The organism is Jannaschia sp. GRR-S6-38 (assembly GCF_029853695.1).
Taxonomy (GTDB): domain Bacteria; phylum Pseudomonadota; class Alphaproteobacteria; order Rhodobacterales; family Rhodobacteraceae; genus Jannaschia; species Jannaschia ovalis.
The window spans coordinates 2,094,179-2,106,321 of record NZ_CP122537.1 but is presented as its reverse complement, the minus strand read 5'-3'; the positions used below and the strand labels follow the sequence as shown (position 1 = coordinate 2,106,321).

Here is a 12,143-nt window from a genome sequence, read left to right as displayed (position 1 = left end):
GCAATGGTAGCGCAGGCCGTCGCCGGTGGAAAAGCCCGTGCGGCGAAATTTCGCTTATGGGAGGGCGGCATGACGGGTGTGGACGAGGGGGCGGTCGATCTGGTCCGGCTGATCCGGGGCGAACGGCTGGAATCGGTGCATCGCGGGCATGCCGTGATCTGCGACGGCCGGGGCGAGATGGTCGAGGCCTGGGGCGACCCCGCGGCGCTGATCTACCCGCGCTCCGCCTGCAAGATGGTGCAGGCCCTGCCCCTGGTGGAATCGGGCGCGGGCCGCGACCTGACCGAGCGCCAGCTGGCCTTCGCCTGCGCCTCGCATCAGGGCGCCGCGATCCACCGCGAGATGGCCGCGGCCTGGCTGGCCGATCTGGGGCTGGCCGAAGCCGACCTGCGCTGCGGCCCGCAGGAGCCCGACGACCGGCCCGAGCGCGACCGCCTGATCCGCGCCCACGCCGAGCCCTGCCAGCTGCACAACAACTGCTCGGGCAAGCATTGCGGCTTCCTGACCCTCGGCCGCCACCTGGGCGCGGGGCCCGAATATACCGAGATCGACCACCCGGTGCAGCGCGCCGTGCGCGCGGCCTTCGACGAGACCTGCGAATTCCAAAGCCCGGCCTGGGGCGTCGACGGCTGCTCGGCGCCCAATTTCACGACCCGTCTCGACGCGCTGGGCCGCGCGATGGGCCGCTTCGCCGCCGCGCGCGCCGATGGCGACGCCCGCGCCCGCGCCATGGTCCGGCTGCGCCGCGCGATGGGCGCCGCGCCCGAGCTCGTGGCGGGCGAACGCCGCGCCTGCACCGACCTGATGCGCGCCATGTCGGGCGAGGTCGCCGTCAAGACCGGGGCCGAGGGCGTCTTCGTGGCCATCATCCCCGCGCTCGAACGCGGCATCGCGCTGAAGATCTGCGACGGCGGCACCCGCGCCGCCGAGGCCACCATCGCCACGCTTCTCATCCGGCTGGGCGTGCTGGCGGCCGAGGCCCCCGTCGCCCGCACCCTCACCCACGGCCCCATCCGCAGCCGCCGCGGGCTGGAGGCCGGCCGCATCGAGATGGCGATCTGAACGGACCGGGGGCGGCCACCGCCCCGCACCCGCGTCAGCCCTCGCCCGACCGGGCGCGCCCGGCCCCCGCCTCCGCCAGCGCCGCGTCCAGCGCCTCCAGGAGCGCGGCCTTCTTCAGGGGCTTCGTCAGATGCGCCGCGAAGCCCGCCTCGTCCAGCCGCGCAGCCATCTCCGCGCCGGCATGCGCCGTCAGCGCGAGGCAGGGCGGCGGCGGCCGGCCCGCCGCCGCGGCGGCCTCGGCGATGGCCGCGCGCGCGCCGAACCCGTCGAGAACCGGCATCGAGATGTCCAGCACCACCGCGTCCGGCCAGTCCGCCGTGCAGGCCGCGACCGCCTCGGCGCCGTTTTCTACGATCCGGATCTCGAAGCCCGTCTCGCGCAGCATCCGGTCCAGAAGCAGCCGGTTGGTCGCGTTGTCATCGGCGAGGACCAGCCGCCGCGGCCGGTCCCCCGGCCCCGCCGCCGCCGCCACGCCAGGCCCGTCCGCGCCCGGCGCCCGCCAACCCGCCAGCGCGTCGCGCAAGGCCCCCGCCGCGACCGGGAGCGGCAGCACCGCCGCATCCGGCGGGGCCGCGTCGCCCGGCGCGCCCAGCAGGATCGGCGCGCGCGCGCCCTCCGGCAGATCGCCGGGCTGCCCGATCCACGGGCCCGCGCCGGACCCGTCCCCGCGCGCGACCGCGACGCCGACCCGTTCCAGCGGCTCGGCCAGCGCGTCGCAGACCGGCCCCGGCCCCAGCACCGCCGCCGCGGGCAGCGCCGGCAGCTCCGGCCCCGGCCCCGCCGCCCGCAGCGGCAGCTCCAGCCGGAACCGCGCGCCCGGGCCATCCGCGGCGTCCAGCGTCAGATCGCCGCCCATCCGCTGCGCCAGCCCCTTCGAGATCGTCAGCCCCAGCCCCGTGCCCTCCTTGGCCGGGCGGTCGGGCTCGTCGACCTGACCGAAAGCCTCGAACACGTTCGCATGCGCCTCGGGCGGGATGCCGGGGCCGGTATCGCTGACCGTCAGCGCCACACCCTCGGGCCCGCATTCGGCCGACAGCGTCACCGCCCCGTCGCGCGTGAATTTCAGCGCGTTGCCCAGCAGGTTCATCACGATCTGCCGCACCCGGCCGGCATCGCCGGTGAACCGCTCCGGCGCGTCGAGCGGCCAGCCCAGCGCCACCGGCACCGCGGCCTGCGGCGTGGCCTGCGCCAGCCGCACGCAGTCGCGCAGAAGTGCCTCGAGGTCAAACGCCTCCGCGCGCAGCTCCAGCCGCCCGGCCTCCAGCTTCGAGACATCGAGCGTGTCGTTCACGATCACCAGGAGCGCCTCGGCCGAGTCGCGGATCGTGCGCGCGCCCTGCCGTGCCTCGTCGTCGGCGGCGCTTTCCGCCAGCATGTCGGCCATGCCGATCACGCCGTTCATCGGCGTCCGGATCTCGTGGCTCATCCGCGCCAGGAAATCGGCCTTCGCGCGCGCCGCCGCACGGGCCTCGTCGCGCGCGGCGGCCAACGCGGCGGCGCGCGCCTCGTCTTCGGTCACGTCGATCGCCAGCGAGACGAGATCGCCATCGGCGGCGCGGCGGTCGACCAGCCGGATCACGCGGCCGTCGAAATGGTTGAGGTGGACCGGCGCGATTGCCGTCGCGCGCCGACGCTCCAGCTGCGCCGCGACCCAGTCCTCGGGCGACAGCGAACCCGGGTCGAAGGCGCCTTCCTCGACCGCCTGCGCGAACATCGCCGCCGCCGAGTCGCCCGGGCCCACCGATCCCGCGCAATCGAACAGCTCCAGATAGACATGGTTGGCCGCGACGAGATTGTCGTCGCTGTCGAACAGCGCGAAGCCGTCGCGCATCGTCTCGAGCGCGTGCCACAGCCGCCGTCGCGCGCGGTCGGCGCGCTCCGCCGCCTCGCGCCCCTTGGCCAGCGCGCGGGCCTGGCGTTCGGTCAGGCGCAGGTTCTGCTCGCGCTCGGCCAGGAAGTCGCGCGACAGCCGATCGGCATTGGCCACCAGCGCCGAATGCGCGCGGTCCAGCTCGCGCCGAGCGAGATCCAGCATCCGCTCCGCGGCCAGCCGGCGACGCCGCTCGCCCTCATAGCTCGTGTCGGGAACGCTCCCGTCCATCGCGATCCGCCACCCCGGTCCACGGCCCGGACCGGCCGGGCGACGGCGGCAGGCCTCGCATGCGGGGATTAAGATCGCGCTAAGGCGCGGCTCAGTTCAGGTCGAAATGCAGCGGGTATTGCTGCCCGTCGAACGCGCCGAACAGGTCGCCGATATCAGGATGGCCCACCGGCTCGCCCGAGCGGTCGCGCACGAGGTTCTGCTCGGAGACATAGGCGACGTAATAGCTCTCCTCGTTCTCGGCGAGGAGGTGGTAGAACGGCTGGTCTTTCCGGGGGCGGGCCTCGGCGGGAATGCTGTCGTACCACTCGTCCGAATTCGAGAATTCGGGATCGACGTCGAAAATGACGCCGCGGAACGGGTGCTTCTTGTGGCGGACCACCTCGCCCAGACCGTATTTCGCTTGGTTCCAAAGCATTTCGTTGCCCTTTGCCTTCTCCGTTCCTAGACCGCGCGGGCGCGGCTTGTAAATCGGCGGGCCACTGATTCGGTGGAAACACACTGTGACTCCCGTCCTGACAGTCCTGCAGATCTCGGCCCCGGTCTTCCTGCTGGCGGGGCTCGGATTCGCCTGGGTCCGGGCGGGCTACGACTACGACACGGCCTTCGTGACGCGGCTGGCGATGACGCTGGCCGTGCCCTGCCTCGTCTTCACCGCGCTGGCCACGGGCACGGTCGATCCCGCCGCCGCCGGGCGCGTGGCGCTGGCCAGCCTGACCGTCTATCTGGCGCTTTTCGCGGTGTTTCGCGCCGTCTGCGCGGCGCTCGGCCTCGACCCACGCACCTATTGGGCGCCGCTGGTGATCGGCAATACCGGCAATCTGGGCCTGCCGCTGGCGCTCTTCGCCTTCGGCGAGATTGGCCTCGGCTACGCGGTGGTGGTCTTCTCGGTCACCACGATCCTGCAATTCACGCTGGGCATCTGGATCGTGTCGGGCGGCGGGAACCCGCTGCGCGCGGCGCGCGAGCCGATGGTGGTGGCCACGCTTCTGGGCGCGCTTTTCCTGTGGCGCGGCTGGCCGGTGCCGCAGGTCGCGGCGGACGCGCTGGGCCTGATCGGGCAGATGGCGATCCCGCTGATGCTGCTGACGCTGGGCGTGGCGATGGCGCGGCTCTCGCCCGCGGGACTTTTGCCGATGGCGGGGCTATCGCTTCTGAAGCTCGGGCTTTGCACGGCGCTCGCCTGGGGGATCGGGGCCGCGGGCTTCGGGCTCTCGGGCGTGCCGCTGGGGGTGCTGGTCGTGCAGCTGGCGACGCCGGTGGCCGTGACCTCCTACCTGCTGGCGCTGAAATACGAGGCCGACGCGCCGCCCGTGGCGGGGCTGGTGGTGGTCTCGACGGCCATGTCCGTGGTGGCGTTGCCGCTGATCCTCGCTCTCTTCGTATGAGGTGATTGGCAGGGGCCGCCCGCTTGCGCTATCGTCCCCGCCAACGGTCAAGAAAAACGAACCGGGCAGTGATCATGAAACGACTTTTGCAGATCGGGTGTCTGCTGCTTCTGGCCGCCTGCGGCGGCGGGAGCGGAAGCGGCACGGTGGGTCAGGGCCGCGCGCCCGGAAACCTCGACAATGCGTGCTCCATCCTCTCGCAGCGCCCCGGCTACCTGCGCGCCTTCCGCGCGGCCGAGCGCAAATGGGGCGTGCCGATCCACGTCCAGATGGCGACGATCTACCAGGAATCGAAATTCGTCAGCGATGCGCGCACGCCCCTGCGTTTCGCGCTGGGCGTCATCCCGGTCGGTCGGCAGAGCAGCGCCTACGGCTATTCCCAGGCGCTCGACGCCACCTGGAAGGAATACCAGCAGGTGGAAGGCGGCCGCCGATCGCGCCGCGACGACATCCGCGACGCCACCGATTTCATGGGCTGGTACATGGCCGAGACACAGCGCGCGCTGGGCATCCCTCTGAGCGACGCGCGCAACCAGTATCTCGCCTATCACGACGGGCGCACCGGCTTCCGGCGCGGTACCTATCGCAGCAAGCCCTGGCTGATGCGCATCTCGGGCCAGATCGAGGCCCGGGCGGCGATGTACCAGCAACAGCTTGCCCGCTGCTCCTGACCGGTCACGCGGCGCGCCGCGCCAGCCCGCGATAGATCGCCTCGGCCAGCCCCGTCTGGCCGCCGGCGGCCACCGCCTCGGCTTGCGCCTGGCGCAGGAAGCTGTCGAATTGCGAGGCCCCGCCCCCTGCGGGCGAGGGCGGGCCGGTCCCGGCCACGCGCAGCATCTCGGCAAACAGGAAGGCCTCCAGCTGCACGGCCTGCGCGCGCAGCGCGGCCTCCGGGGCGGGTGGCGGCGCGCCGGGTGCGACGCTGGGAAGGATCGGGGTCAACATGGGGCGGGCCTCCGGCTGTTCGCGACCCGGAAGATCACGTGCGGGTAAAGGTTTCGTAAGGGACGGCCGTTAATTCCGACTGCGAACGGAATTGGAGAGCTTGGTGCAAACGCCCTTCCCCCTCGCGCGCCCGGACGGGCCGCCGCCCCGCCCCGGCCCGCCGGACGCCGCCGCGCCCCCGGCCGATCGCGACGCCGCTGCGCGATCTCGCGCGCCTCCTCGCCGAAGGCCCCACCGCGCCCGACGGGACATCCCGGGGCGCGGCAGACACGCCGCCACCCGACGCCGCCGAGGGGGAGGCGGACGCAGAGGGCCCGGCCGATCCCATCAACCCGTCCTTCACCGACACCGGACCCGCGATCGGCATCACCCTCGCCGGACGGCCCGCCGCGACACCCGCGGACGAAGCGGTGCCGGCAAGCGCCGAAACGCAGAGTCACGCGGACGATGCCGCACCCCTCGGGCCCACCGGCGCGCCGGATACGGCATCGTCTGGCCCGAAGGTCGATCCGAACGCAGCCGCGGACCGGTCATCCGACCCCGCGCCCATCGCGCGACGCGACGGCGATGCGCCCCCGGCCGCGGCCGAAAGCGCCCTCGGCCCGGGGCCGAGGAGCCCGCTGCAGCCGTTGGCGACGACCATGGCGGCAGCGGCCCCGGCGCGCGTCGCCGGGCCCCGCGCCGCGCCGGTCCGCGACGGGCCGCCGGCGACGGATCCGGGGCGTGACCCCGCGCGGATCGCGGCAGGCGGCCTCCCGACGATGCCGGACCGGGCGGATCCGCCGCACCAAGCGCAAGATGCAAGCCGGCCCGGCCTGCCCACAGGCACCGCCGCGCAATCCCGGCCGGATCCGGTCATGCGCGATGTCGCGGCGCCCGGTCGCCTGGCCGCCGGCCCGTCTCCCGCCCCGTCCGAACCGGCGCTCCCCTCCGCTGCCGGCGTCGCCGATCTGGCCCTCCGCGGCCCCGAGGCCACCGCCGCGTCGGCCAACCCCGCGCCGGTCCCCCTCACCGAGCTGCGCTCCGAAATCGCGCGCCAGATCGCCAACGCCGCCCCGCCCCCACCGCAGGCCCGGCCCGACCCGACGACCGGGCCGGACACCGCCCGCCTCGCCGGGGGCGAGCTGCGGACCGAACTCGAACTCGCGCCCCCCGATCTGGGCAAGCTCCGGCTGGTGCTGCAGACCGGCGAGCGCGGGCTGCACCTGCAGATCGCGGTGGAACGGCCCGAAAGCCTCGACGCGGTGCGCCGCCATCTCGAAGGGATGCATCGCTCGCTGCTGGCCGACGGCGTCACGCTCGACCGGCTCGACCTCGCCGCGGGCGGGCGGGACTGGTCGCGCGGCGCGGGCGATGGCGGGTCGCATCGCGCGGGCCCCGGCGCCGACCCGCCCCCCGAGAACCCGCCCCAGCCGCCCGCCGCGAACACCGCCCCGCCGCCCCGCAACCGCGCGGGCCGGCTCGATATCCGCATCTGAGGAGGCCCGATGGACCCGATCCTGCCCTTCGCCGAAACGCCGCCGCCGCGGGTGCCCCCGCCGGGGCCCAGCGCCAGCACCGATTTCGACATGTTCCTGACGCTGCTGACGACGCAAATCCGCAACCAGGATCCGCTCGAACCCGCCGACAGCACCGAATACACGGCCCAGCTCGCGACCTTTTCGGGCGTCGAACAGGCGGTGCAGACCAACGATCTGCTCCGCGACGTGCTGGGGCGGCTGGAGCTGCAGCAGGCCAACGGCGCGGCCGCCTGGATCGGGATGGAGGTGCGCCATGCCGGCCCGATCGCCCGCGACGGCGGCCCGCGCGAGCTGGGCTTCGACATCCCGCCCGGCGCCGACGCGGCCGAGCTGGTGATCAGCGACCCGAACGGGACCGAACGCGCCCGCCGCGCCATCGACCCGAAGGCCACGACGCTGACCTGGCCCGACGACGCGCCCGCCCTGCCGCCCGGGACCTATCGCCTGCATGTCGAACCCAGCGCCGGCGCGCAAAGCCTCACGCCCGTCCCGGTCGCCCATTACGCGGCCGTGGAAGAGGTGCTTCTGGGCCCCGCAGGCGTCGAACTCGGCCTCGCCGGGGGCCTGCGGATCCCTGCCTCCAGCCTCGACGCCATCCGCCGCCCCGCCCCGGGCTAAGCCACCGCGCGGACCCGGCCGCCATCGGGCCGGGCGGCGAAGGACCTGATGGGCAAGGGTCGCGAACAGAGCGAAGGCAGCGCGGCGCCGCCGCACCTTCGGACGGCACGAGCCCGAACCGCACGGCCCCGGCCGGACGGCGCATCCCCACGCGCCGCGCCAATTGCCCTGCCGTTCGCCCGCCAAAGCTTAGCGCCGGGCCCGTCGAAATGTTCGGTGGGCCGACGGAGCGGCCACCCCTCAGCGCGCCCCCGTCAGATCGCCGCGGCGGCGACCAGGGCGACGGCGGCGGTGCCGAGGCCCGCGATGTACCACAGCGCGGCGGAGCGCTTGCGCCGCCCCCGCTCCACGATCACCGTCCGGTCCGGGCGCCGCAGCGCCTGCTCCACGGCCTGCGGCAGATGCGGGCCGAAACGCGCCAGCACCTGCGCCGTCCGGTAGAGGTCGCGCGCGAAGGCCCGCGGGCCCAGATTGGTGCGGATGTAGCGCTCCACCTCGGGCGCGGCCGCGGTCCACAGGTTCATCTGCGGGTTCAGCGTGCGCGCCACACCCTCGACCACCACCATCGTGCGTTGCAGCAGGATCAGCTCGGTCCGGGTCTCCATCCCGAAGCGCTCGGTCACCTCGAAGAGATAGGCCAGCAGTCGCCCCATCGAGATCCGCGAGGCATCCATCCCGAAGATCGGCTCGCCCACCGCGCGCAGCGCCTGCGCGAACAGGTCCACGTCACGGTCGGCCGGCACGTAGCCCGCCTCGAAATGCACCTCGGCCACGCGGCGGTAATCCTTGCGGATGAAGCCCATCAGGATCTCGGCATAGACCCGGCGGGTGTACTCATCGAGCCGCCCCATGATCCCGAAATCCAGCGCCACGATATCGCCCGAGGGCGCGACCTTCAGGTTCCCCTGGTGCATGTCGGCGTGGAAATACCCGTCGCGCAGCGCGTGGCGCAGGAACATCGCGATCACCCGGTCGGCCAGCGCCACGCGGTCGTGGCCGGCCGCGTCGATCGCCTCCAGCTCGCCCATCGGGATGCCCTCGGCCCAGTCCAGCGTCAGGACCGCGCGGCCCGACAGGTGCCATTCCACCGCCGGCACCGCGAAGCCCGCATCGCCCGCGGTGTTGGCCTTGAACTCGCCCGCCGCCGCGGCCTCGGTGCGCAGGTCCAGTTCCTGCTGCACAGTGGCGTCGAAATGCGCGATCACGTCCATCGGGCGCAGCCGCCGGGTCTGTGGCGCCAGAAGCTCGACCATGCGCGCGCCGAAATAGAAGGCGTCGATATCGCGCCGGAAGGCGCGGGCGATGCCCGGCCGCAGCACCTTGACCGCGACCTTGCGCTGGCCCTCGACCAGCCGCGCCTGGTGGACCTGCGCGATGGAGGCGGCGGCCACCGGCTCGGAGAATTCCGAGAAGATCGTGTCGACCGGCCGGCCCAGGTCGCGCTCGACCATCCGGCGCGCCTCGAAGGTCGGGAAGGGCGGCAGCTTGTCCTGCAGCACCCGCAATTGCAGCGCCAGCTCGCCGCCCACGAAATCGGGCCGGGTCGACAGGATCTGGCCCAGCTTGATGTAGCTCGGCCCCAGCGCGGTGATCGCCCGGGTGACCGGCGGCAGCGCCGGGTCGCCCTTGTAGCCCAGCCAGCGGAACGGCCAGCCCAGCACGCGGGCGGCGGCGCGCAGGGCGGGCGGCGCGTCCATCTGCTCCAGCACGACGGCCATCGCGCCCGTGCGCTCGAAGGTGGCCGCCGTGCGGACCAGGCGGAGGATGTTGTGGGGGCCTCTCATCTGCGGGGCATTCTCAGAGCTTCCAGCCCGAATGCAGCGCGGCGATGCCGAAGCTGAGATTGCGGTACTTCACGTTGCCGAAGCCCGCATCGGCGATCATCGCGGCGAAGCGATCCTGGTCGGGGAAGTTGCGGATCGACTCGACGAGGTACTGGTAGCTGTCGCGATCGCCCGCGATGGCCTGCCCCATCCGCGGGATCACGTTGAAGGAATAGAGATCATAGGCCTTCTGCATCAGCGGGTTGGGCAGCTGGCTGAACTCCAGCACCATCAGCCGCCCGCCGGGGCGCAGCACGCGGTAGGCCTCCGACAGGGCGTCGAGGATGCGAGTGACGTTCCGGATGCCGAAGCTGATCGTGTAGGCGTCGAAGCTGTTATCCTCGAAGGGCAGCGCCATCGCGTCGCCCACCACCCAGTCCAGCGCTTCGGCGCGGGCCTCGGCCTCGGCGCGCTGCCGGCCGGCGACCAGCATGCCCTCGGTCATGTCGAGCACGGTCGCATGCGCCCCCGGCGCCCGGTCGAGGAAGCGGAAGGCGATGTCGCCCGTCCCGCCCGCCACGTCCAGAAGGCGCTGGCCCGGTCGCGGCGCCAGCCAGTCCAGCATCGCGTCCTTCCAGACGCGGTGGATGCCCAGCGACATCGCGTCGTTCATCACGTCGTATTTCGACGCCACCGAGGTGAACACGCCGTGGACGCGGCCCGCCTTCTCCTCCTCCGGCACGGTCTCGAAGCCGAAATGCGTCGTGCGCCCCGCGTCGCGGGGCGCGTCCTCGTCTTGCGTCATCGGGCGGGCATCCTCATCTGTCGCTCTGACTTATAGGGCGCGGGCGCGCGCCTGCAACGAAAGGCCCCCATGCCCGAGCTTCCCGAAGTCGAGACCGTCCGCCGCGGCCTCGCCCCCGCGCTGGAGGGCGCGCGGCTCCGTCGTGCCGAGATCCGCCGCCCCGATCTGCGCTGGCCCTTCCCGCCGGACATGGCCGCGCGGCTCGAAGGCGCGACGATCACCGCGCTGGGGCGGCGGTCGAAATACCTGCTCGCGCATCTCGACACCGGCGAGACGCTGATCGTGCATCTGGGCATGTCGGGCCGGATGGTGGTCGACGACATGCGGCTGGGCCAGTTCCACCGCGACGCGAGCTGGCTGCCGCAACACGACCATGTCGTGCTGCACACCGACCGCCACCGCGTCACCTTCAACGATGCGCGCCGCTTCGGCGCGATGGACCTGCACCCGACCCGCGATCTGGAGAACCACTGGCTGATCGCCAAGCTAGGGCCGGAGCCGCTGGGCAATGCCTTCCACGAGGACCACCTGATCGCCGCCTTCCGGACCCGCAACACGCCGGTGAAGGCCGCGCTGCTGGATCAGCGCGTGGTGGCGGGGCTGGGCAATATCTATGTCTGCGAGGCGCTCTGGCGCGCGGGCATCGCGCCCACCCGGCGCGCGCGGCGCATCGCCGCGCATCGCGTCGCGGCGCTGGTGCCGGTGATCCGCGATGTGCTGGGCGAGGCGATCGAGGCGGGCGGATCGTCCTTGCGCGACCACCGGCAGGCCGATGGCAGCCTGGGCTATTTCCAGCACGGCTTCGCCGTCTACGACCGCGAGGGCGCGCCCTGCCCCACGCCCGGCTGCGGCACGCCGATCCGCCGGATCGTGCAGTCGGGCCGCTCCTCTTTCCACTGCCCCAGCTGCCAGAGATGACTTGAAACGGGCCTTCGGGCGTTGCAGGCCTAACTCCTCGACAGGCAGCGGAGAGAGACGCGATGGGTTACGAGACGCTGAACGTGGACGTGAGCAATCACGTCGCCACCATCCGGCTGGACCGGCCCGAGGCGCTGAACGCGCTGAACTCCAAGCTGCTGGGCGAACTCGCCAAGGCGATGAAGTCGTCGCAGGAGAACGAGAAGGTCCGCTGCATCATCCTCACCGGCTCCGAGAAGGCCTTCGCCGCCGGCGCCGATATCCGCGAGATGCACGAGAAGAGCTTCGTCGAGGTCTTCATGGGCGACCTGTTCGGCCCCGAGGTCGAGGCGATGCTGCGCGTCCGCAAGCCGATCATCGCCGCCGTGTCCGGCTACGCGCTGGGCGGGGGCTGCGAGCTGGCGATGATGTGCGATTTCATCATCGCCGCGGACAATGCCAAGTTCGGCCAGCCCGAGGTGAACCTGGGCGTGGTCGCGGGCATCGGCGGCACCCAGCGCCTGACTCGCGCCGTGGGCAAGGCCAAGTCGATGGACATGCACCTCACGGGGCGCTTCATGGATGCCGAGGAGGCCGAGCGCGCGGGGCTGGTCAGCCGCGTCGTGCCCGCCAAGAAGCTGATGGACGAGGCGATGGCCGCCGCCACCCGGATCGCCGAGAAGTCGATGATCACCGTCACCGCCATCAAGGAGGCGGTGAATCGCAGCCAGGAAGTCGGGCTGAGCGAGGGGCTGCTCTTCGAGAAGCGGCTGTTCCACGCGCTCTTCGCGACCGAGGACCAGTCCGAGGGCATGGCCGCCTTCATCGAGAAGCGCGAGCCGCAATTCCGCGACCGCTGAGCGCGGGCGCACCGTTCCGCACGGATTACGGCGCAAGGGTGCGCCAATCGCGTCGGACACGGATCACCCGCAGATCACCCGTGGATCACCCATGAATTCCGCCCCCGGTTGACGCCGCGCGCCGCCCGGACTAGACGCCGCCCATCATGCGCGTGAGGCCCGCTCTGGCCGGATCGAGATCCAT

At 72.6% G+C, this 12,143-nt stretch carries 12 protein-coding genes; 7 read left to right on the top strand and 5 right to left on the bottom strand.

The window, feature by feature from the left end; translation table 11 throughout:
- The first annotated feature begins 69 nt into the window (after window positions 1-69).
- Complete coding sequence (locus tag P8627_RS10695) at window positions 70-1,062, top strand: asparaginase (protein WP_279964085.1); 993 nt, start codon at window positions 70-72, stop codon at window positions 1,060-1,062.
- 34 nt (window positions 1,063-1,096) lie between these two features.
- Here P8627_RS10695 and P8627_RS10690 read toward each other — a convergent pair whose 3' ends face one another.
- Complete coding sequence (locus P8627_RS10690; RefSeq protein WP_279964084.1) at window positions 1,097-3,163, bottom strand: ATP-binding protein; 2,067 nt, start codon at window positions 3,161-3,163, stop codon at window positions 1,097-1,099.
- A 91-nt stretch (window positions 3,164-3,254) separates the two neighbouring features.
- The gene (gene hspQ / locus P8627_RS10685; protein ID WP_279964083.1) at window positions 3,255-3,581 is read right to left on the bottom strand and encodes a heat shock protein HspQ; all 327 of its coding nucleotides are present in this window, start codon (window positions 3,579-3,581) and stop codon (window positions 3,255-3,257) included.
- Window positions 3,582-3,666: 85 nt separating this feature from the next.
- On the opposite strand from hspQ, the gene P8627_RS10680 reads away from it, so the two are divergent.
- Window positions 3,667-4,551 (top strand): AEC family transporter, encoded by an 885-nt coding sequence (locus P8627_RS10680; RefSeq protein WP_279964082.1) that lies wholly within the window; start codon window positions 3,667-3,669, stop codon window positions 4,549-4,551.
- A gap of 74 nt (window positions 4,552-4,625) precedes the next feature.
- Complete coding sequence (locus tag P8627_RS10675; RefSeq protein ID WP_279964081.1) at window positions 4,626-5,222, top strand: transglycosylase SLT domain-containing protein; 597 nt, start codon at window positions 4,626-4,628, stop codon at window positions 5,220-5,222.
- A 4-nt stretch (window positions 5,223-5,226) separates the two neighbouring features.
- Here the strand turns inward: P8627_RS10675 and P8627_RS10670 are convergent, their stop codons facing one another.
- The gene (locus tag P8627_RS10670) at window positions 5,227-5,496 is read right to left on the bottom strand and encodes a rod-binding protein (RefSeq protein ID WP_279964080.1); all 270 of its coding nucleotides are present in this window, start codon (window positions 5,494-5,496) and stop codon (window positions 5,227-5,229) included.
- Window positions 5,497-6,353: 857 nt separating this feature from the next.
- Between P8627_RS10670 and fliK the strand changes: the two genes are divergently transcribed.
- Together fliK and P8627_RS10660 are read left to right on the top strand one after the other, a co-directional pair.
- The gene (gene fliK / locus P8627_RS10665) at window positions 6,354-6,974 is read left to right on the top strand and encodes a flagellar hook-length control protein FliK (RefSeq protein ID WP_279964079.1); all 621 of its coding nucleotides are present in this window, start codon (window positions 6,354-6,356) and stop codon (window positions 6,972-6,974) included.
- A gap of 9 nt (window positions 6,975-6,983) precedes the next feature.
- Window positions 6,984-7,634, top strand: a complete 651-nt coding sequence (locus tag P8627_RS10660) for a flagellar hook capping FlgD N-terminal domain-containing protein (RefSeq protein ID WP_279964078.1) — start codon at window positions 6,984-6,986, stop codon at window positions 7,632-7,634.
- A gap of 254 nt (window positions 7,635-7,888) precedes the next feature.
- Here the strand turns inward: P8627_RS10660 and ubiB are convergent, their stop codons facing one another.
- The gene (gene ubiB / locus P8627_RS10655; RefSeq protein ID WP_279964077.1) at window positions 7,889-9,418 is read right to left on the bottom strand and encodes a 2-polyprenylphenol 6-hydroxylase; all 1,530 of its coding nucleotides are present in this window, start codon (window positions 9,416-9,418) and stop codon (window positions 7,889-7,891) included.
- A gap of 13 nt (window positions 9,419-9,431) precedes the next feature.
- The gene (gene ubiE / locus P8627_RS10650) at window positions 9,432-10,202 is read right to left on the bottom strand and encodes a bifunctional demethylmenaquinone methyltransferase/2-methoxy-6-polyprenyl-1,4-benzoquinol methylase UbiE (protein WP_279964076.1); all 771 of its coding nucleotides are present in this window, start codon (window positions 10,200-10,202) and stop codon (window positions 9,432-9,434) included.
- 69 nt (window positions 10,203-10,271) lie between these two features.
- Between ubiE and mutM the strand changes: the two genes are divergently transcribed.
- Window positions 10,272-11,120 carry a bifunctional DNA-formamidopyrimidine glycosylase/DNA-(apurinic or apyrimidinic site) lyase gene (mutM, locus tag P8627_RS10645; RefSeq protein WP_279964075.1) on the top strand — a complete coding sequence of 283 codons (849 nt, stop codon included), beginning with the start codon at window positions 10,272-10,274 and terminating at the stop codon, window positions 11,118-11,120.
- A gap of 62 nt (window positions 11,121-11,182) precedes the next feature.
- On the top strand, window positions 11,183-11,959 hold the full coding sequence (locus P8627_RS10640) for an enoyl-CoA hydratase (RefSeq protein ID WP_279964074.1): 777 nt from the start codon (window positions 11,183-11,185) through the stop codon (window positions 11,957-11,959).
- Window positions 11,960-12,143 lie beyond the last annotated feature (184 nt).